Consider the following 19,543-nt stretch of genomic DNA (forward strand, 5'->3'; position numbering starts at 1 on the left):
TTCCAGTTAAGTTGGAACAGGAAAAATCATGATCCAAATGCAGACCACGCTGGATGTGGCCGATAACACTGGTGCGCGTCATGTCATGTGCATTAAGGTGCTCGGTGGCTCCAAGCGCCGTTATGCCGGTATCGGCGACATCATCAAGGTGAGCGTCAAAGATGCGGCTCCGCGCGGACGCGTCAAGAAAGGCGAAATTTACAATGCCGTGGTGGTTCGTACCGCCAAGGGCGTGCGCCGTAAAGACGGTTCGCTGATTCGTTTCGGTGGCAATGCCGCCGTGTTGCTCAACGCCAAGCTGGAGCCTATCGGCACCCGCATCTTCGGACCCGTGACGCGTGAACTGCGTACCGAGAAGTTCATGAAGATCGTGTCGCTGGCCCCGGAAGTGCTGTAAGGAGCCCTACGATGAACAACATTCGTAAAGGCGACGAAGTCATCGTCCTGACCGGCCGCGACAAGAAGCGTCGCGGCACGGTGCTTGCCCGCGTCGACGCCGACCACGTGCTGGTCGAAGGCGTCAACGTCGTCAAGAAACACGTGAAAGCCAACCCGATGGCCAACAACCCGGGCGGAATCGTCGAAAAGACCATGCCGATCCACATTTCGAATGTGGCGCTCTTCAACCCCGCGACCGGTCGTGGCGACCGCGTGGGCGTGCAAGAAGTCGAAGGTCGCAAGGTCCGCGTGTTCCGTTCCAATGGTGCCGTTGTCGGCGCCAAGGCGTAAGGGGCGATAGACATGTCTCGTTTGCAAGATCTCTACAAGAGCAAGGTCGCTGCCGACCTGCAAGCCAAGTTTGGCTACAAGAGCACGATGGAAGTGCCGCGCATCACCAAGATCACCCTGAACATGGGTGTCTCGGAAGCCGTCGCTGACAAGAAGGTTATCGAGCACGCCGTCTCGGACCTGACCAAGATCGCCGGCCAGAAGCCCGTCGTGACGAAGACCAAGAAGGCTATCGCCGGGTTCAAGATCCGCGAAAACTACCCGATCGGTTGCATGGTCACGCTGCGTGGTCAACGCATGTACGAATTCCTGGATCGCCTGGTGGCGGTTGCGCTGCCTCGCGTGCGCGACTTCCGCGGTATCTCGGGTCGTGCGTTCGACGGCCGTGGCAACTACAACATCGGGGTGAAAGAGCAGATCATTTTCCCCGAAATCGAGTACGACAAGATCGACGCGCTGCGTGGGCTGAACATCAGCATCACCACCTCCGCGAAGACCGACGAAGAAGCCAAGGCGCTGTTGACGGCCTTCAGCTTCCCGTTCCGTAACTAAGGGGCTGATGACGTGGCTAAACTTTCCCTCATCAATCGCGACATCAAGCGCGCCAAGCTGGCTGACAAATTCGCCGCCAAGCGTGCTGAGTTGAAGGCGATCATCGACGACCAGTCGAAGACCGACGAAGAACGTTACCAAGCTCGGCTCAAGCTGCAACAGCTGCCGCGCAATGCCAACCCGACGCGTCAACGTAACCGTTGCGTGGTCACCGGTCGTCCGCGCGGCGTGTTCCGCAAGTTCGGCCTGACGCGCCACAAACTGCGTGAAATGGCGATGAAGGGTGAAATCCCCGGCATCACCAAGGCCAGCTGGTAGGAGAAACAATATGAGCATGAGCGATCCCATCGCCGATATGCTGACCCGCATTCGCAATGCGCAGCAAGTGGACAAAGTTACGGTGAACATGCCCTCCTCGAAGCTGAAGGCGGCCATTGCCGCCGTGCTGAAGGACGAAGGCTACATCGACAGCTTTGAAGTCAAGGGCACCCAGGCCAAGCCTGAGCTCGAGATCACCCTGAAGTACTACGCTGGCCGTCCGGTCATCGAGCGCATCGAACGCGTCTCGCGCCCCGGTCTGCGTATCTACAAGGGCCGTACCAGCATTCCTCAGGTCATGAACGGCCTGGGCGTGGCTATCGTTTCGACCTCGCGCGGCGTCATGACCGACCGTAAGGCTCGCGCCAACGGCGTCGGCGGCGAAGTGCTGTGCTACGTGGCCTAAGGAGAAATTCGAATGTCACGTATCGCTAAGTATCCGGTCGAACTGCCCAAGGGTGTCGAAGCCGACATCAAGCAGGATCAGATCACCGTCAAGGGCCCGCTGGGTTCCTTGACCCAAGCCCTGACTGGCGACGTCACGATTGCGCTGGACGAAGGCAAGCTCACGTTTGTCGCCGCCAACGAAACCCGTCACGCCAATGCCATGTCGGGTACCGTGCGCGCGCTGGTGGCCAACATGGTCAATGGCGTGAGCAAGGGATTCGAGCGCAAGCTGAACCTGGTCGGCGTGGGTTACCGCGCCTCGGTTCAAGGCGACGCCGTTAAGCTGCAGCTCGGTTTCTCGCACGACGTCGTGCATCAGTTGCCGGCCGGTATCAAGGCCGAATGCCCCACCCAGACGGAAATCGTCATCAAGGGCGCCAACAAGCAAGTCGTCGGCCAGGTGGCCGCTGAAATCCGCGCGTATCGCGAACCCGAACCCTACAAGGGCAAGGGCGTGCGTTACTCGGACGAACGCGTCGTCATCAAAGAAACCAAGAAGAAATAACGGCGCACGCAAGGACGAATCATGGACAAAAAAGTTTCCCGTTTGCGTCGTGCGGTTCCGACCCGCCGGAAGATCAACGAGCTGCGCGTTCATCGCCTCTCGATTTTCCGCTCGAACCAGCACATCTACGCCAACATCATTTCGCCGGAAGGCGATCGCGTTCTGGTCAGCGCCTCGACGGTCGAAGCCGAAGTGCGTGCGCAACTGGCCGGCCAAACCGGTCAGGGCGGCAACAAGGCCGCTGCTACGCTGGTCGGCAAGCGCGTGGCCGAAAAGGCCAAGGCTGCCGGTATCGAACTGGTTGCCTTCGATCGCTCGGGCTTTCGTTACCATGGCCGCGTCAAGGCGCTGGCCGACGCCGCGCGTGAAGCCGGCCTGAAGTTCTAAGCGAGGATCTGTCAAATGGCTAAAGTACAAGGCAAGAACGCCGCGGAAAAAGAGAACGATGACGGCCTCCGCGAAAAGATGATCGCGGTCAACCGCGTGAGCAAAGTGGTCAAGGGTGGTCGCACCATGAGCTTTGCCGCGCTGACCGTGGTTGGCGATGGCGATGGCCGCATCGGCATGGGCAAGGGCAAGGCGCGCGAAGTGCCGGTGTCCGTTCAGAAGGCTATGGAACAGGCCCGTCGCGGCATGTTCAAGGTGGCCCTGAAGAACGGCACGCTGCACCACACCGTGGTCGGCAAGCATGGCGCCGCTACCGTGCTGATCTCGCCCGCTGCTGAAGGTACCGGCGTTATCGCCGGCGGCCCGATGCGCGCTATTTTTGATGTGATGGGTGTGCGTAACGTGGTTGCCAAGAGCCTGGGCTCGAGCAACCCCTACAACATGGTTCGCGCCACGTTGAACGGCCTGCGCGCCTCCATGACCCCGGCTGATGTTGCTGCCAAGCGTGGCAAGTCGGTCGAAGAAATCCTGGGGTAAATCATGGCTCAGAAGCAGATCAAAGTGACCCTCGTGCGCTCGGTGATCGGTACCAAGCAATCGCACCGTGATACGGTTCGCGGTTTGGGCTTGGGCCGTATCAACAGCAGCCGCGTGCTGGTCGATACGCCCGAGGTGCGTGGGATGATCCGTAAGGTGGATTATCTCGTTTCCGTCTCGGAAGCCTAAGGAATCACCATGTCGGATATGCAACTTAATTCGCTGAAGCCCGCCGAGGGCAGCAAGCACGCCAAGCGCCGCGTCGGCCGTGGCATCGGTTCGGGTCTGGGCAAGACCGCCGGCCGTGGCCACAAGGGTCAGAAGTCGCGCTCGGGCGGTTTCCATAAGGTTGGCTTCGAAGGCGGTCAAATGCCGCTGCAGCGTCGCCTGCCCAAGCGTGGTTTCACCCCGCTCGGCCAGCACCTGTACGCCGAAGTTCGTCTGTCGGACCTGCAAGCCCTGCCCATCGACGAAGTCGACGTGCAAGTGCTGAAGGCAGCTGGAGTGATCGGCCAGGCGGTTCGTTACGCCAAGGTCATCAAGTCGGGTGAACTCTCGCGCAAGGTTGTGCTGAAGGGCATTACCGCGACGGCCGGCGCTCGCGCCGCCATCGAAGCCGCGGGCGGCTCGCTTGCCTGATCACGAGGTGACGAGTGGCTAACGCGCAGGCATTGGGCAAAACCGGAGGACGGTACGGCGACCTAAAGCGCCGTCTCGTGTTCCTGGTGCTCGCCCTGGTGGTTTACCGGTTGGGTACGCACATCCCGGTACCGGGCATCAACCCGGATGCGCTGGCGGACCTGTTCCGTCAGAACCAGGGCGGGATCCTCGGCCTGTTCAACATGTTCTCGGGCGGGGCGCTCTCGCGCTTCTCGATTTTTGCCCTGGGGATCATGCCGTACATTTCGGCATCCATCATCATGCAGCTGATGTCTGTGGTGGTGCCGTCGCTGGAAGCCCTCAAGAAAGAGGGCGAATCCGGCCGTCGGAAGATTACCCAATACACCCGCTACGGCACGGTCGTGCTGGCGCTGGTGCAGGCAGTGGGCATTTCGGTAGCGTTGGAGTCCCAGCAGGGACTGGTGATCGATCCGGGCATGCTGTTCCGCTTTACGACCGTCGTGACCCTGGTCACCGGCACCATGTTCGTCATGTGGCTGGGTGAGCAGATCACGGAGCGTGGTCTGGGCAACGGGATTTCCATCCTGATCTTCGCAGGTATCGTCGCAGGCTTGCCTGCAGCGCTGGCTGCATTGTTGGACCTGGTCCGCACCAACTCGATGTCCGTGCTGTCGGCACTGTTCATCGTGGCCCTGGTGGTGCTGGTTACCGCTTTTGTGGTGTTCGTGGAACGCGGACAGCGCAAGATCACGGTGAACTACGCCAAGCGTCAGGTCGGCAACAAGATCTATGGTGGCCAAAGCTCGCATTTGCCGCTGAAGCTGAACATGGCAGGGGTGATTCCGCCGATCTTCGCATCGTCGATCATTCTGTTCCCGGCCACGATCACGAGCTGGTTCTCCAGCAGCGAGAACATGCGCTGGCTTAGCGACCTGGCTGCGGCCCTGTCGCCTCGTCAACCGCTCTACATCACGCTGTACTCGGTCGCGATTATTTTCTTCTGCTTTTTCTACACGGCTCTGGTGTTCAACAGCCGCGAAACGGCGGACAACCTGAAGAAGAGTGGTGCGTTTGTTCCGGGCATCCGTCCGGGCGAACAGACAGCGCGCTACATCGACAAGATCCTGATGCGTCTGACGCTCGCAGGTGCCATCTACATCACGTTGGTGTGCCTGTTGCCGGAATTCTTGGTGATGCGCTGGAACGTTCCCTTCTATTTCGGTGGTACGTCCCTGTTGATTATTGTGGTGGTGACGATGGATTTCATGGCGCAGGTCCAGGCCTACATGATGTCTCACCAGTACGACTCGTTGCTCAAGAAGGCCAACTTCAAGGGCTCGGGTTTGCCGATGCGGTAAGCAAAAGAATGTCCAAGGACGACGTCATTCAGATGCAAGGTGAGGTTCTTGAGAACCTCCCGAACGCGACATTTCGCGTCAAGCTCGAAAACGGCCACGTGGTGTTGGGCCATATTTCCGGCAAGATGCGTATGCATTACATCCGGATCCTGCCAGGTGACAAGGTCACAGTGGAGCTCACGCCCTATGACCTGACGCGAGCCAGGATTGTTTTCCGCTCCAAGTGAGCGAAACCGGATTACGGAAAATTAGGAGTCAACCATGAAAGTAATGGCATCGGTTAAGCGGATCTGCCGCAACTGCAAAGTTATCAAACGTCACGGCGTGGTGCGCGTTATCTGCACCGACCCGCGTCACAAGCAGCGTCAAGGCTAACCCGGGTTAGCGACTACGCAACGGATTTATTCAAGGAACAGTCATGGCCCGTATTGCTGGCATTAACATTCCGCCGCAACAGCACGCCGAGATCGGCCTGACCGCCATTTTTGGCATCGGTCGTACGCGCGCTCGCAAGATTTGCGAAGCGGCAAACGTACCCTTTGACAAAAAGGTCAAGGATCTGAGCGACGCTGAATTGGAACGCGTCCGCGAACATGTTGGTTTGTTCACGGTTGAAGGCGACCTGCGTCGTGAAGTACAGCTCTCGATCAAGCGTTTGATCGACCTGGGAACCTACCGTGGTATGCGTCACAAGCGCGGTTTGCCCGTGCGCGGCCAGCGCACTCGCACCAACGCCCGGACCCGCAAGGGCCCGCGTCGTGCTGCTGCGTCCCTGAAGAAATAATCGAGGAACTGGATTATGGCGAAAGCTTCCACCAGCGGCGCTTCGCGCGTGCGCAAAAAGGTCAAGAAGAACGTCTCGGACGGCATCGCGCACGTTCACGCTTCGTTCAACAACACCATCATCACCATCACCGACCGTCAGGGCAACGCGCTGTCGTGGGCCACGTCGGGCGGTGCTGGCTTCAAGGGTTCGCGCAAATCGACCCCGTTCGCCGCGCAGGTCGCTGCTGAAACGGCTGGCCGCGTCGCGCTGGAGTACGGCATCAAGACGCTGGAAGTGCGTATCAAGGGCCCCGGCCCCGGCCGCGAATCGTCGGTCCGCGCTCTGAACGCGCTGGGCATCAAGATTTCGAGCATCGCCGACATCACGCCCGTTCCGCACAACGGCTGCCGTCCGCCGAAGCGTCGTCGTATCTAAAGGGAATCCACATGGCACGTTATATTGGACCCAAATGCAAGCTCTCGCGCCGCGAGGGTACTGACCTGTTCCTGAAGAGCGCCCGCCGCTCGCTGGACTCCAAGTGCAAGCTGGATTCCAAGCCTGGCCAACACGGCCGCACTTCGGGCGCCCGCACTTCCGACTACGGCCTGCAGCTGCGCGAAAAGCAAAAGCTGAAGCGCATGTACGGCGTGCTGGAAAAGCAATTCCGCAAGTACTTCGCTGAAGCCGAGCGTCGCCGTGGCAACACCGGCGAAACGCTGATCCAGCTGCTGGAATCGCGCCTGGACAACGTCGTCTACCGCATGGGCTTCGGCTCGACGCGCGCCGAAGCTCGCCAGCTGGTGAGCCACCGCGCCATCGAACTGAACGGCCACACGGCTGACATCGCTTCGATGCTGGTCAAGGCTGGCGACGTCGTTTCGATCCGCGAAAAGGCCAAGAAGCAAGGCCGCATCAAGGAATCGCTCGACCTGGCCACCAGCATCGGCATCCCCCAGTGGGTGGAAGTCGATACGACCAAGATGACCGGTACGTTCAAGTCGGCCCCCGATCGCGCTGACGTCGCTCGCGACATCAACGAATCGATGGTCGTGGAACTGTACTCGCGTTAATCAGGCCTGCCGGCGCTTCCTTCGCAAAGCGCTGGCGAGCTGGTCTCGCGACCCGTTTGCACGTCCCGCAGCAGCCCGCTTTCCGCCTTTAGGTGGAGCGGGCTTTGCGGTAAGTATCGGCCGGCGCTTTTTGCACCGACCCTGTTTCAAGTTTCACCCTGTCCATCAGCCTTATCGGTGTAACGAGCCGAGGGTATTGAAAAGGAACACAGTAAATGTCCACTCAAGGTTTCCTGAAGCCGCGCTCCATTGAAGTCGAACCGGTCGGCACGCACCATGCCAAGATCGTGATGGAGCCGTTCGAGCGTGGCTACGGTCATACGCTGGGCAACGCCCTGCGCCGCATCCTGCTGTCTTCGATGACCGGCTACGCGCCGACCGAAGTCCAGATGACGGGCGTGGTGCACGAATACTCGACCATCCCGGGCGTTCGCGAAGATGTCGTCGACATCCTGCTGAACCTGAAGGGCGTGGTCTTCAAGCTGCACAACCGCGACGAAGTCACCCTGGTCCTGCGCAAGACCGGCGCCGGCACCGTGCTGGCCAGCGACATCGAGCTGCCGCACGACGTCGAGATCATCAACCCCGGCCACGCCATCTGCAACCTGACGGATGCAGGCAAGCTGGAAATGCAGATCAAGGTCGAGAAGGGCCGCGGCTACGTGCCGGGCAACGTGCGCGCGCTGTCGGAAGACCGCACCCACACTATCGGCCGCATCGTCCTGGATGCCTCGTTCAGCCCGGTCCGCCGCGTGAGCTACGCCGTTGAAAGCGCTCGCGTGGAACAGCGCACCGACCTGGACAAGCTGGTGTTGGACATCGAAACCAACGGCGTCATCTCGCCCGAGGAAGCGGTGCGCCAGTCGGCTCGCATCCTGATGGACCAGATCTCGGTCTTCGCCGCCCTGGAAGGCGCTGGCGATTCGTACGAAGCCCCGGTCCGCGGCACGCCGCAGATCGACCCGGTCCTGCTGCGTCCGGTCGACGACCTGGAACTGACCGTGCGTTCGGCCAACTGCCTGAAGGCCGAAAACATCTACTACATCGGCGACCTGATCCAGCGTACCGAGAACGAGCTGCTGAAGACCCCGAACCTGGGCCGCAAGTCGCTCAACGAGATCAAGGAAGTCCTGGCCGCACGCGGCCTGACGCTGGGCATGAAGCTCGAAAACTGGCCCCCCCTGGGCCTGGAGCGTCCCTAAATCTTGAAAAGGGGCCTGCCCTGAACCGGGGCGGCTCCTGCAAGCAGCCGGCTCTGCGCCGGCCCGTTTGCGAAATCGTCGTAAAATGCACCGTTTTCTACCGGACCGCAGCCTGATCGCAGGTTGATAGAAGAGCCGGATAACCCGATGGCGGAAACGCCGTCTTTAGATTCAAAGGAAACTTATCATGCGTCACGGTAATGGCTTGCGTAAGCTCAACCGCACCAGCAGTCACCGTCTTGCCATGTTCCGCAACATGGCCGTTTCGTTGATCACCCACGAAGCCATCAAGACCACGCTGCCGAAGGCGAAAGAATTGCGCCGCGTCATCGAACCCCTGATCACGCTGGGTAAAGAACCCACCCTCGCGAACAAGCGTCTGGCTTTTGCCCGTCTGCGCGATCGCGATGCCGTGGTGAAGCTGTTCGCCGAAATCGGCCCGCGCTACGCGGCCCGCAACGGCGGCTACACCCGCGTGCTGAAGATGGGCTTCCGTCAAGGCGACAACGCTCCCATGGCTTTCATGGAACTGGTTGACCGTCCGGAAGTCGATGAAGCCGCTGAGGACAGCGCTGCCGAGTAATTTTCGGTAGAGCGATAAGCGACAAGGGCGGGTCTTCGGACCCGCCCTTGTTTTATTTGCGCGGGCGTTTCCTGCCGGAAACGCCGGAGCGGGCGCGCGTCAGGAGGCGTGCAGTTCTCCGCGCAGTTGCGCGGCCGTCGCCGCCAGCGCGTCGGGCGCGGCCTGGGGCGGCATCTTGAACGTCAGGTCCTGCTGCTCGATGTACTGCGTGGAGGTGACGTCCTGCGGGTGGTGCATGGGAATGACGTGGGCGTGCGCATGCGCCACGTGTATGCCCGTAAAGGCGAAGCCGACCCGGTCCACGCGATACAGGCGCTTCATGTGACGCCCGAGCTTCTGGCCCAGATTGAGGATGTGGCCCGCCAGATCGGCCGGCATGTCCTCGTAATAGGGGTAGTGCTGCTTGGGGATGATCAGCGTGTGGCCGGGGCGTACGGGCTGGATGTCGAGAAAGGCCAGCACGCGCTCGTCCTCGTGGACGATGTGCGCGGGGATCTCGTGGCGGGCGATGCGGCAGAACAGACAGGTATCGGACATGCGTGCCTCGGTGAAAACGGGTTGCATGGCGGCGCTTGCGGGCCAGGAGGATCCGGCCGATGGCCGCAATACCGATAAAATACCCCGAGTTACGTCCCATACGGACATTCCAAGGAGGCATCATGTTGCGCGATGACGACGTTGTGCTGGTCATCAGCAATGCGCCCGACCTGCTCCTGGCCAAGCGGATCGCGCATGTCCTGGTCGAAGACGGGCTGGCGGCCTGCGTGAACCTTGGCGCGCCGGGCCTGTCCATCTACATGTGGAACGGAGAGGTCGAGGGGGCCGAGGAAATCCCCGTCCACATCAAGACCACCTACGCGCGCCACCAGGCCGTTGTGCAGGCCCTGGCGCAGATGCATCCCTACGACGTGCCCGAGATCATCGTGCTGCCGGTCATCGGCGGCGCCGCGCCCTACCTGGACTGGGTGCGCGAACAAACGGCCGTCACGCAGAACAAGAGAGACTGATGTTGCAATTTGCCGGTATCGTCAGCGCGCCGAGGCGCCAGCCTCGCGCGGTTCGCGGTTCGTTCGGGCGATGCCTCGCCCTGGTGGCCATGGCGCTGATGCTACTTCTGGGCTGGCAGGCGGCCGCGCGCGCGGAGGCGGATTTCCTGGATCCGGAAAAGGCCTTCGTGTTCAGCGCGGAGATGGTGGCGCCGGAAACGCTGGAGCTGCGCTACCGCGTCGCGCCGGGGTACTACATGTACCGCGAGCGCTTCGGCATCACCATCAGCCCCATCGGCGCCGCCAACCTGGGCGAGGCCGTCTATCCCAAGGGAGAGGTCAAGTACGACCCCACTTTCGAGAAAGACATGGAGGTCTTTCACAAGGACGTGGCGATACGTGTGCCCATCACCGCGGGCGGGCAGCCGTTTACGCTGACCCTGACCGGCCAGGGCTGCGCGGACGCGGGCCTGTGCTATCCGCCCATGGACAGCAGCGTGAAGCTCACTCCGGTCGCAGGCGGCTATGCGCTGGCTGGGCCGGCGGGCGCGGCGTCCGCCTCTTCCGCCGCCTCCGGGGGCCTTGGCGCGCTGGTCAACGCGGGAGACACGGGGCTGGCCGAGGCGCTGGGCGGACTGGGCTGGATGAAGACGGCGGGCGTATTCCTGGTGTTGGGCCTGCTGCTGGCGTTCACGCCTTGCGTGCTGCCGATGATCCCCATTCTTTCCTCCATCGTGGTGGGGGGATCGGCGCAGGCGCGGCCTTCGCGCGGGCGCGGCCTGGCGCTGGCGGCGACATACGTGCTCGGCATGTCCGTCGTGTACACCGCCCTGGGCGTGGCCGCGGGGCTGAGCGGGGCGGGGTTGGCCGCGTGGCTGCAGACGCCATGGATCCTGAGCCTGTTCGCGATCCTGCTGGCCGTATTGGCGCTGGCCATGTTCGGCGCCTTCACCTTCCAGATGCCCTCGGGCATCCAGGCGCGCCTGTCGGAACGCTCGTCGCGCATTCCGGGAGGCCGCTATACGGGCGCGCTGGTGATGGGCGCCTTGTCCGCGCTCATCGTGGGGCCATGCGTGGCCGCCCCGTTGGCGGGCGCACTGCTGTATATCTCGCAGACCGGCGATGTGGTGCTGGGCGGATCGGCGCTATTCGCGATGGCTTGGGGGATGGGCGTTCCGCTCCTGATCGTCGGCGCATCCTCGGGAGCCCTGCTGCCCAAGGCCGGCCCCTGGATGGATGGCGTGAAACGCCTGTTCGGCATGCTGTTGCTGGCGACGGCGTGGTGGATGCTGATACCTGTCGTACCGACCTGGGTGCAAATGACGGGCTGGGCGTTCCTGGCGGTGGTTTCCGCGGTGATGTTGCGCGCATTCGACGCCTTGCCCGAGGGCGCAGGCTCCGGGCGCATGTTCGGCAAGGGCGTTGGGTTGCTGCTTGCATTGGCGGCGGCGGCCTGGCTGGTGGGCGCGGCCAGCGGCGGACGGGACGTGCTGCAGCCCTTGTCGCACCTGGCGTCGCGCGGCGATGCGCCCGTCGCCGCGGCGAACGCCAGCGGGGAGCCGCGCTTCACCCGCGTGCGCAGCAACGCCGAACTGGATGCCGTGCTGGCGCAGAGCCAGCAGCCGGTCATGCTGGATTTCTACGCGGACTGGTGCGTGTCGTGCCGCGAAATGGAGCGGTTCACCTTCACGGACCCGGGCGTCGCGCAGCGCATGGCGGGCATGGTTCTGGTGCAGGCGGACGTGACGGCGAACAACGCCGACGATCGCGCGCTGCTCAAGCGGTTCCGCCTGTTCGGCCCTCCCGGCATCATGTTCTTCGAGCCCGGAGGCAAGGAGCTGCCCGAGGCGCGGGTAGTGGGCTTCCAGGACGCGAAGCGGTTCACCGAATCGCTGGACAAAGTGCTGGTGCGCTGACCGGAGGCGGCCTTGCGGGGCAAGGCCGTCTCGAATGTCATGCAGGCCGCGGCCCGGGGGTTCCCGGGCTGCGGCCTTTGTTCATCTAGCCCAGGCTCGTCGCGCGCACGTCGCGGTTCTGCCAGCCCAGTTCCGCGGAGATCGCGTCCGCGCATTGCTTGATGTCGGCGACCAGCGGGCTGCTCCAACGGGCGTCGAAGACGCCGGCGGCGCCGATCGCCGTGATGACGAGAACCACATTGCCGTTCGAATCGAACACCGGCGCGCTCAGGCCGTTGATGCCGGGGATGGGATCGCCGACGGCGCGGGCGATGCCGCGCTGGCGCACTTCCCGCAAGGTTCGCTCGAATTTCTCGGTTTTGCTCAGTGACGGCACCGCGCCCAGGCGGAGAAAGTCTTCGTGCAGCAGGCTCTCGATTTTCTTGGGAGGCAGCAGCGCCGCGAAGACCTTGCCCGTGGCCGTGTTCGTCAGGGACATCACCGTGCCGGTGCGCATGTTGACGTGGATGGGGTAGTTGGATTCGTGCAGGTGCACGATGACGGGACCCAGGTTGCCCAGCACCGCGATGGCTATTGTCTGCCCGGTTCTTTCGGCCAGCTCGCGGGTAATCGGCACCGCGATCTTGATGGGATCCAGCCTGTGCAGCGCCGCCAGCCCCAGTTGGAGCGCAAGCGGGCCCAGTTCGTATTCGCCGGAGTTCGGGTCCTGCCGGACGAGGCCGAGATTGCCGTAGCTGACGAGATAGGCATGGGCGTTTGCGCCCGACATGCCGGCAGCCTTGGCCAATGCGCCCAAGGGCAACGAGGATGAGTGGTCCAGCAGCGCAAGCAGGAGCTTGCCGCCGACCTCGATGGACTGGATGCCGCGCCTGCGGGGTGACGGCTTGGCTGAGGGCTGCGCGGCATTGCCCCTGCCGGAGTTTGCGTTGATGACCATTTTTCTTTATCGAACGAGATTGCCTATGTTAGTACTTTCGCTAATAGCGAACCATATTGACACTATCAAATCACTTATCTACAGTCCATACAACAAGAAAGCCATCCCGGACTCAAGATCGGGACAAGGCCACCCAATGGGTATGGAGACAACGTGGAAGATTCTCGTCAATACGACTGCGACGTGCTGGTCGTCGGGTCGGGCGCGTCCGGCATGGCGGCGGCGATCACCGCCGCCACGGCGGGCCTGAAGGTCCTTATCGTTGAAAAAGAGCCTCGTTTCGGCGGCTCCACAGCCCGTTCGGGCGGCTGGCTCTGGATTCCGGGCACATCGCTGGCGAAGGTGCAGGGAATGCACGAAACGCCCGATGACGGGCGCGCCTATCTGCGCCATGAAGCCGGCGACAGCTACAACGCCGAACGGGTCGACGCATTTCTCGAGCATGGGCCGCGCGCCGTGGATTTCTTCACCTCGAAAACCGAAGTGCAGTTCGACATGCCGCTGGTGTTTCCCGACTACCACGCGGAGGCGCCGGGGGGAAAACAGGGCGGCCGCTCGATGGTGGCGCGGCCCTATGACGGGCGCAAGCTTGGCGCGCACATCCGGGACCTGGCGCCGGCGCTGCCTGAACTGACGGTATTCGGCATGATGCTCGGCTCGGGCAAGGAGATCGTGCATTTCATGCGCGCGACGCGTTCGCTGGCTTCGGCCTGGTACGTGGCCAAACGCCTGTCGAAGCATTTCCTGGACGTGGCCAAGCATGGCCGGGGCATGACGCTGACCAACGGCAATGCCCTTGCGGGCCGCCTGGCGGCTTCCGCCTTCAAGCTGGGGATACCGCTGTGGCTGCGCGCCCCGGCCCAGTCGCTCATCATCGAGGATGGCGCGGTGCGCGGCGCGGTCGTGCAACGCGATGGCGCCACCGTGCGCGTGCGCGCCGCCCGCGCGGTGGTGCTGGCCTCCGGCGGTTTTCCGTACGACATCGAGCGGCGCAAGCGCCTTTATGCGCATGCGCCGACGGGCATGGAGCACTATTCGCCATCGCCTTCCGGCAACACGGGAGACGGCTTGCGCATGGCCGAAAGCGCGGGCGGCTGCGTGAATGCCGAACTGCCCAACGCCGCCGCCTGGGTGCCGGTTTCGGTGGTGACGCGCAAGGACGGCAGCCCCGGATACATGCCCCACTTCATCGACCGCGCGAAACCGGGCGTCATCGCCGTGACGCGCAATGGCAAGCGTTTCGCCAACGAGGGCAGCTCGTACCACGACTTCGTGCAGGAGATGGTGCGGGCATGCCAGGGGCAGGGCGAGGTTTGCGCATGGCTGGTCTGCGACCACAAGACGCTGCGCAAGTACGGTCTTGGCAGCGTCGCGCCGTTCCCGCTGCCCATCAAACGCTACCTCGATACCGGCTATCTGACGCGGGCCGCGTCGGTGGCGGAGCTGGCGCAGAAGACCGGCATCGACGCAGGCAGCCTGCGGCAGACCATCGAGGCGTTCAATCGCGAAGCGGCGCTGGGACGCGATCCGGAATTCGGCAAGGGCAGCAAGGCCTACAACCGCTACCAGGGCGATGCCCTGCATGGCCCGAATCCCTGCGTGGCGCCGATCGTGAAGGGGCCGTACTACGCGATCAAGATGATGATCGGCGATATCGGCACTTTCGCCGGCCTGAAAGTGGATGGCGAGGGCCGGGCCTTGAGCGGGCAGGGCGAGGTCATTCCCGGCCTGTACGCAGTGGGCAACGACGCCTGCAGCATCATGGGCGGCAACTATCCCGGCGCAGGCATCACCTTGGGGCCGGCGCTGACGTTCGGCTATATCGCCGGCCAGAGCATCGCCGCCGGCGCGGTGGCGCAGGGGGCGGCATGAGCGGGGCGCCAGCGGGATTGCTGCAGGACAAGCTGGCGCTGGTCACCGGCGCGGGGCAGGGCAACGGGCGCGCGATTGCGCTGGGCCTGGCCGCGGCAGGAGCGCGCGTGGTGGCCACGGACATGCATGTCGGCAACGCCGCGCAGACGGCCAGCGACATCATTGCGGCGGGCGGCCGGGCATGCGCCCACGCGCTGGACGTGACCGACCCCCAGGCCTGCGCGGCCATCGCCGAGGCCGTCCGGAAAGAGCAGGGCCCCATCGACGTGCTGGTCAATAACGCCGGCATCCTCATCCGGGAAGGCATCGACAGCCCGCGCGCCGCCGAAAACTGGCGCCGGGTGCTCGACGTGAACCTGAACGGCGGCTTCAACATGATCCATGCCTTCTTGGACGCGTTGCGCGCCACCCGCGGCGTCATCATCAACGTGGGTTCCATCGCGTCGTTCGCGGGCGTGGGATCCACCCTGGGATACTCGCCTTCCAAGGGCGGCGTGAAGATGATGACGCAGGCGATGGCGCGCGACCTGGCGCCGGACGGCATACGCGTCAATGCGATTGCGCCCGGTGTCATCGAGACGCCGATGACGCAATACACGCGGGACGATCCCGCGCGCCTGGCGGGCTTTATGCAGCGCATCCCGCTCGGGAGGGTGGGCCAGCCGGAAGACCTGGCCGGGCCCGTCGTATTCCTGGCCTCGCCCATGGCGGCATACGTAACGGGCGTGTCGCTGCCGGTGGACGGCGGCTACCTGGCGGTATAGCGGCGCCGCGCGGATGGCGCCGGACCAATCATCGACTTACAGCACATCTGAAAAACACAGGAGACAGCGATGAAAGCAACGGGGATTTTCTCCACCTTGTCCAAGGCCGCCGTGCTATGCGCGCTGGCCATCGGCGCGCAGGCGCAGGCCCAGGACATCAAGATCGGCTTCAACGGCGATCTGTCGGCTTCGCCTTCGGCGCAAAGCGGGCAGGCGGCGGTGCTGGGACTGCGCACCGCCATCGACGACATCAACGCGGCCGGCGGCCTGCTGGGCCGCAAGCTGGTGCTGGTGGTGCGCGATGACCTGTCGCAGCCGCCCAAGTCGATCCAGAACATGACGGACCTGATCGACAACGAGAAGGTCGTGGCGATCGTGGGGCCGACCAATTCGGGCAACGCGCTGGCCTGGAAGCACATTCCGAACCAGAAAAAGATCCCGGTGATGGGCGCGATCGGTTCGGGCACCGACATCACCAAGCCCGTGCGCGCGGGCGCCGCCAACTACATGTTCCGCGTGGGCATGGTGGACCGCGAGCAGGTGGATGGCGTGATCGGCTATCTGAAGAAGAATCCCAAGGTCAAGAACGTGGGCTTCCTGATCGAGACCACCGGCTATGGCCAGAGCGCGCTGAAGGACCTGGAGGAGGTCGGGGCCGCGCAAGGCGTCAAGGCGGTCGCCGTGGAGAAGTTCGGCGTGGCCGACACCGACATGACGTCGCAGCTCAACAAGCTGAAGGCCGCGGGCGTGGACACGGTGGTGATCTGGGCGCAGAGCACGCCGATCGCGCACGTGTTCCGCAGCATGGAGAAGATCGACTGGTTCCCCCTGACGCTGACTTCCTGGGCGGCGGACAACATCGCGTTCTACGACACCGCGGGCAAGACGTTGTCGGAGAAGCCCTTCTTCCTGCGCACCATCACCGACAACCGCACGCCCGCGCAGCAGAAGCTGTATGACCGCGTCTCGGCCAAGATGACTTCGCCCACCGCCTTCGGCTTCCTGGCGCATGCCTACGACGGCATGAACCTGCTGGGCATCGCGATCAAGCAGGCCAATTCCACCGATGGCGAGAAAGTGCGGCTGGCGCTGGAAAACTTGCAGGGAACCTACGAAGGCGCCATGAAGACCTACGAAAAGCCCTTCTCCGCGACCGTGCACGACGCGCTGCTGGTGGGCGACTACAAGTGGGCGCACTGGCAGGACGGCAAGCTCGTTCCCTATGCGGACGACGTGACCGCCACCGCTGCGAAGTAGGCAAGGACCGCGACAGGAACAAGGGGCCATCATGTTGGCGACATTGCTGCAGGCGCTCGTCAGCGGGCTGGCCGTGGGGGGCGCGTACGCGCTGGTGGCGCTGGGTTTCAGCATCACCTTCACCACCACCCGGACGCTGAACTTCGGGCATGGGGAGTTCGTGTCCGTGGGCGCGTTCGTCGGGGTAGGCGCCCTGTTCCTGTTCGCGGGAAAGCCGATCACCACGGCGGCCTTTACGGGCCTGGAATTGAGCGGCTGGCAGTACCTGCTGGCTGGGCTGGCCGCCGTGTTGGCGATGGGGCTGCTGGGCGTGCTGCTGTATGTGTTCGGCGTGAAGCCATTCGCCTCCCGGCCAGGGATGGCGTGGGTCATGAGCACGCTTGGCTTCGGCATACTGCTTCAAAGCGCGGCCTTCGCGGTCTGGGGGCCCGCGCCCGTTACCGTGCCCGCGCCTTTCGGCGATGAGGTCATCCGCGTGTTCGGCGCCGGCGTGCGCAGCCAGGAGCTGCTGCTGCTGGCGGTGGCGGTGGCCATCATGGTGCTGTTTGACCGCATCATGAACCGCACGGTGCTGGGCAAGGCCATGCGGGCCGTGGCGGCAAATCCCGGCGTGGCCAACCTGATGGGCATCAACGTGAATGCGGTGATGACGGGGGCGTTCTTCGCCAGTTCGGCGCTGGCGGGACTGGCGGGATTCCTGGTCGCGCCGATCACGTCCGCGTCGATCTTCATGGGCCTGGCCATCGGGCTCAAGGGCTTCTCCGGAGCCATGATCGGCGGGTTGTCCAATCCGCGCGGCTGCGTGCTGGGCGGCTTCGTGCTGGGAATCCTGGAGTCGTACGTGAACCTGTGGCAGTCGCAGTGGCGCGAGGTCGCGGTTTTCGGGCTGGTGATACTGGTGTTGGCGGTCAAGCCGACCGGCCTGTTCGGCAAGCGCTTGGTGGAGAAGGTATGAAGCGGCACGGACAATCCCTGATAACCGTGGCGCTGGCGGCGGCGTTCGCGGTGTTCGCGGCGCTTGTGGACAACGATTACTACCTGCGCATCGTGTTCATGGCTTGCGTGTACTACCTGTGCGCGGCGGGCGTGAACGTGCTGGTGGGCTATGCCGGCCAGAAGTCGCTGGGCCAGGCGGGCCTGTTCGCGGCGGGCGCCTATACGGCGGCCTTGCTGACCTCGCGCTGGCAGATCGACCCATGGCTTGCATTGGCGGCCGCGCCGGTGGTGGCCGGTGCATTCGGCGTGCTGATCGCGCTGCCCTCGCTGCGCGTGAAAGGCCCATACCTGGCCATGGTGACGCTGGCGTTCGGCATTGTCGTGGAGAAGATCGTCACCGAATGGGTGGACGTCTTCGGCGGGCCGTCCGGGCTGTTCGGCATCATGCCGCTGACCTGGCGCGGCGATCCGTTCACCAACCAGCAGTGGGTCTGGTTCGCGCTGGTGCTTTGCGTGGCGACGCAGCTGCTGCTGCGCAATGTGCTGGATGGCCGCTTCGGACGGGCGCTGCTTTCGGTGCAGGCGGACGAAATCGCCTCGGCGTCCGTGGGGGTGAGGGTATACCGTGCCAAGGTCATCGCGTTCGTCGTGGCGGCCGTGACCTGCGGAATCGCCGGCGCGCTGGTGGCGCAGCAGAACCAGTACATCAATTCCGACTTCATCACCTTCAATCTGTCCATCTTCATCCTGCTGCTGGTGCTGTTCGGCGGCGCGGGGTCGAAGGCGGGGCCGGCCGTTGGCGCCATCGCGTTGACCATCATCGATGCGCTGCTGGCGCGCTGGCCGTCGGTGCAGCACTTTTTCTATGGCGCGCTGTTGCTGTTCGCGCTCTATTTCATGCCTGGCGGCGTCATGGGGCTGTTCTCGCCCCGAGCGCGCAGGGCTGCGGATGCGCAGCCGGAGGAAAGCGGCGAGCCGAAACCGCCGGCCGCGCGCCAACAGCATGCCGGCCCCAAGGAGGACCTGCTTCTGGTGGTGGAGAACCTTTCCAAGGCGTACGGCGGCGTGAAGCCCGCGCAGGACATTTCCTTTTGCCTGAGGCGCGGCCACGTGCATGCGCTGATCGGTCCCAACGGCGCGGGCAAGAGCACGCTCATCAATATGCTCAGCGGCGTGGTCGTTCCGGACGCGGGCGTGGTCCGCTTCCGCGGCACGGACATCGCGGGCGAGCGTCCGCACGCCATCTGCGCGCTTGGCATAGGCCGCAGCTTCCAGAACCTGCGCCTGTTCGGCGAGCTATCAGTGCTGGACAACGTGCTGCTGGGCCGCCATAGCCGCATGAAAAACGGATTCTGGGCATCCCTGCTGGGCTTGCCGGGCGCGCGCGCCGAAGAGCGCCGCGCGCGCGAGCACGCGCACAGGCTCGTGCGGATGGTGGGCCTGGCCCATCTGGCCGGCACGCCCGCGGGCAGCCTGCCCTATGGCCTGCAGCGGCGCGTCGAGCTTGCGCGCGCCCTGGCGACGGAACCGACACTGCTGCTGCTGGACGAACCGGCGGCGGGGCTGAATCCGCAAGAGACGGCGGAGCTGGGGGAACTGCTGGTGCGCGTCGGCGCTTCCTGCGGCATCACGCTGCTGATGGTCGAGCATCACATGGATCTGGTGATGGCGATTTCGGATCACGTGATCGTGCTGGACTACGGCATCAAGATCGCCGAGGGCAAGCCGGCGCAGGTACAGGCCGACAAGCGGGTGATCGAAGCCTATCTCGGGACCGGCATGGCCTGAGGCCAGGCCCCA

Annotated in this window: 27 protein-coding genes; 25 read left to right on the forward strand and 2 right to left on the reverse strand. The window is 63.7% G+C overall.

The window, feature by feature from the left end:
* Positions 1-28 precede the first annotated feature (28 nt).
* The 18 genes from rplN (at position 29) to rplQ (ending at position 9,075) form a co-directional block, all read left to right on the forward strand.
* Positions 29-397 (forward strand): 50S ribosomal protein L14, encoded by a 369-nt coding sequence (gene rplN, locus JL37_RS01770; RefSeq protein WP_006216531.1) that lies wholly within the window; start codon positions 29-31, stop codon positions 395-397.
* 11 nt (positions 398-408) lie between these two features.
* A complete protein-coding gene (rplX, locus tag JL37_RS01775; RefSeq protein ID WP_006389623.1) occupies positions 409-729 on the forward strand; it encodes a 50S ribosomal protein L24 in 321 nt (106 codons plus the stop codon).
* A 12-nt stretch (positions 730-741) separates the two neighbouring features.
* Positions 742-1,281 (forward strand): 50S ribosomal protein L5, encoded by a 540-nt coding sequence (gene rplE / locus JL37_RS01780; RefSeq protein ID WP_043541565.1) that lies wholly within the window; start codon positions 742-744, stop codon positions 1,279-1,281.
* A gap of 12 nt (positions 1,282-1,293) precedes the next feature.
* On the forward strand, positions 1,294-1,599 hold the full coding sequence (gene rpsN / locus JL37_RS01785; RefSeq protein WP_006216527.1) for a 30S ribosomal protein S14: 306 nt from the start codon (positions 1,294-1,296) through the stop codon (positions 1,597-1,599).
* 10 nt (positions 1,600-1,609) lie between these two features.
* Complete coding sequence (gene rpsH, locus JL37_RS01790) at positions 1,610-2,005, forward strand: 30S ribosomal protein S8 (protein WP_043541566.1); 396 nt, start codon at positions 1,610-1,612, stop codon at positions 2,003-2,005.
* 12 nt (positions 2,006-2,017) lie between these two features.
* The gene (gene rplF, locus JL37_RS01795) at positions 2,018-2,551 is read left to right on the forward strand and encodes a 50S ribosomal protein L6 (RefSeq protein WP_043541567.1); all 534 of its coding nucleotides are present in this window, start codon (positions 2,018-2,020) and stop codon (positions 2,549-2,551) included.
* A 21-nt stretch (positions 2,552-2,572) separates the two neighbouring features.
* Positions 2,573-2,938 carry a 50S ribosomal protein L18 gene (gene rplR / locus JL37_RS01800; protein WP_008168985.1) on the forward strand — a complete coding sequence of 122 codons (366 nt, stop codon included), beginning with the start codon at positions 2,573-2,575 and terminating at the stop codon, positions 2,936-2,938.
* A gap of 15 nt (positions 2,939-2,953) precedes the next feature.
* Positions 2,954-3,475 carry a 30S ribosomal protein S5 gene (gene rpsE, locus JL37_RS01805; protein ID WP_013397003.1) on the forward strand — a complete coding sequence of 174 codons (522 nt, stop codon included), beginning with the start codon at positions 2,954-2,956 and terminating at the stop codon, positions 3,473-3,475.
* 3 nt (positions 3,476-3,478) lie between these two features.
* Positions 3,479-3,664: a 50S ribosomal protein L30 gene (rpmD, locus tag JL37_RS01810; protein WP_006216520.1), complete on the forward strand. Its 186-nt coding sequence runs from the start codon at positions 3,479-3,481 to the stop codon at positions 3,662-3,664.
* Positions 3,665-3,673: 9 nt separating this feature from the next.
* Positions 3,674-4,114 carry a 50S ribosomal protein L15 gene (gene rplO, locus JL37_RS01815; protein WP_043541568.1) on the forward strand — a complete coding sequence of 147 codons (441 nt, stop codon included), beginning with the start codon at positions 3,674-3,676 and terminating at the stop codon, positions 4,112-4,114.
* Between the two features lie 14 nt (positions 4,115-4,128).
* Positions 4,129-5,454 (forward strand): preprotein translocase subunit SecY, encoded by a 1,326-nt coding sequence (gene secY, locus JL37_RS01820; RefSeq protein ID WP_043541570.1) that lies wholly within the window; start codon positions 4,129-4,131, stop codon positions 5,452-5,454.
* A gap of 8 nt (positions 5,455-5,462) precedes the next feature.
* Positions 5,463-5,681 carry a translation initiation factor IF-1 gene (gene infA / locus JL37_RS01825; protein WP_003806927.1) on the forward strand — a complete coding sequence of 73 codons (219 nt, stop codon included), beginning with the start codon at positions 5,463-5,465 and terminating at the stop codon, positions 5,679-5,681.
* A gap of 34 nt (positions 5,682-5,715) precedes the next feature.
* Positions 5,716-5,829, forward strand: coding sequence for a 50S ribosomal protein L36 (gene rpmJ / locus JL37_RS29885; protein WP_003806928.1), 114 nt, complete (start codon positions 5,716-5,718; stop codon positions 5,827-5,829).
* Between the two features lie 43 nt (positions 5,830-5,872).
* Entirely contained in the window at positions 5,873-6,238 is a 366-nt protein-coding gene (rpsM, locus tag JL37_RS01830) for a 30S ribosomal protein S13 (RefSeq protein WP_008168996.1), read from the forward strand.
* Positions 6,239-6,253: 15 nt separating this feature from the next.
* Positions 6,254-6,655 carry a 30S ribosomal protein S11 gene (rpsK, locus tag JL37_RS01835; protein ID WP_006216516.1) on the forward strand — a complete coding sequence of 134 codons (402 nt, stop codon included), beginning with the start codon at positions 6,254-6,256 and terminating at the stop codon, positions 6,653-6,655.
* An 11-nt stretch (positions 6,656-6,666) separates the two neighbouring features.
* Positions 6,667-7,290 carry a 30S ribosomal protein S4 gene (rpsD, locus tag JL37_RS01840; RefSeq protein ID WP_043541571.1) on the forward strand — a complete coding sequence of 208 codons (624 nt, stop codon included), beginning with the start codon at positions 6,667-6,669 and terminating at the stop codon, positions 7,288-7,290.
* 215 nt (positions 7,291-7,505) lie between these two features.
* Positions 7,506-8,492, forward strand: a complete 987-nt coding sequence (rpoA, locus tag JL37_RS01845; protein ID WP_006216514.1) for a DNA-directed RNA polymerase subunit alpha — start codon at positions 7,506-7,508, stop codon at positions 8,490-8,492.
* A gap of 187 nt (positions 8,493-8,679) precedes the next feature.
* On the forward strand, positions 8,680-9,075 hold the full coding sequence (rplQ, locus tag JL37_RS01850) for a 50S ribosomal protein L17 (RefSeq protein ID WP_025136324.1): 396 nt from the start codon (positions 8,680-8,682) through the stop codon (positions 9,073-9,075).
* Between the two features lie 99 nt (positions 9,076-9,174).
* Here rplQ and JL37_RS01855 read toward each other — a convergent pair whose 3' ends face one another.
* On the reverse strand, positions 9,175-9,612 hold the full coding sequence (locus JL37_RS01855) for an HIT family protein (protein WP_043541573.1): 438 nt from the start codon (positions 9,610-9,612) through the stop codon (positions 9,175-9,177).
* Positions 9,613-9,734: 122 nt separating this feature from the next.
* Here JL37_RS01855 and cutA point away from each other — a divergent pair, with 122 nt between their 5' ends.
* Both cutA and dsbD read left to right on the forward strand, forming a co-directional pair.
* Positions 9,735-10,082: a divalent-cation tolerance protein CutA gene (gene cutA, locus JL37_RS01860; RefSeq protein ID WP_043541574.1), complete on the forward strand. Its 348-nt coding sequence runs from the start codon at positions 9,735-9,737 to the stop codon at positions 10,080-10,082.
* An 89-nt stretch (positions 10,083-10,171) separates the two neighbouring features.
* Positions 10,172-11,977: a protein-disulfide reductase DsbD gene (dsbD, locus tag JL37_RS01865; RefSeq protein ID WP_231570272.1), complete on the forward strand. Its 1,806-nt coding sequence runs from the start codon at positions 10,172-10,174 to the stop codon at positions 11,975-11,977.
* An 85-nt stretch (positions 11,978-12,062) separates the two neighbouring features.
* Here the strand turns inward: dsbD and JL37_RS01870 are convergent, their stop codons facing one another.
* Positions 12,063-12,914 (reverse strand): IclR family transcriptional regulator, encoded by an 852-nt coding sequence (locus JL37_RS01870; RefSeq protein WP_081954951.1) that lies wholly within the window; start codon positions 12,912-12,914, stop codon positions 12,063-12,065.
* A gap of 153 nt (positions 12,915-13,067) precedes the next feature.
* On the opposite strand from JL37_RS01870, the gene JL37_RS01875 reads away from it, so the two are divergent.
* The 5 genes from JL37_RS01875 to JL37_RS01895 all read left to right on the forward strand — a co-directional run bounded on the left by JL37_RS01875 (position 13,068) and on the right by JL37_RS01895 (position 19,531).
* Positions 13,068-14,786: an FAD-dependent oxidoreductase gene (locus JL37_RS01875; RefSeq protein WP_043541576.1), complete on the forward strand. Its 1,719-nt coding sequence runs from the start codon at positions 13,068-13,070 to the stop codon at positions 14,784-14,786.
* A complete protein-coding gene (locus JL37_RS01880) occupies positions 14,783-15,550 on the forward strand; it encodes an SDR family NAD(P)-dependent oxidoreductase (RefSeq protein ID WP_043541577.1) in 768 nt (255 codons plus the stop codon). The genes JL37_RS01875 and JL37_RS01880 overlap by 4 nt, the downstream gene beginning before the upstream one ends.
* Before the next feature lie 69 nt (positions 15,551-15,619).
* The gene (locus JL37_RS01885) at positions 15,620-16,807 is read left to right on the forward strand and encodes an ABC transporter substrate-binding protein (RefSeq protein ID WP_043541579.1); all 1,188 of its coding nucleotides are present in this window, start codon (positions 15,620-15,622) and stop codon (positions 16,805-16,807) included.
* A 31-nt stretch (positions 16,808-16,838) separates the two neighbouring features.
* On the forward strand, positions 16,839-17,762 hold the full coding sequence (locus JL37_RS01890; RefSeq protein ID WP_043541580.1) for a branched-chain amino acid ABC transporter permease: 924 nt from the start codon (positions 16,839-16,841) through the stop codon (positions 17,760-17,762).
* Positions 17,759-19,531 (forward strand): ATP-binding cassette domain-containing protein, encoded by a 1,773-nt coding sequence (locus tag JL37_RS01895; protein ID WP_043541581.1) that lies wholly within the window; start codon positions 17,759-17,761, stop codon positions 19,529-19,531. The genes JL37_RS01890 and JL37_RS01895 overlap by 4 nt, the downstream gene beginning before the upstream one ends.
* Positions 19,532-19,543: the final 12 nt, after the last annotated feature.

It is taken from the genome of Achromobacter sp. RTa (assembly GCF_000757485.1).
GTDB lineage: Bacteria > Pseudomonadota > Gammaproteobacteria > Burkholderiales > Burkholderiaceae_B > Achromobacter.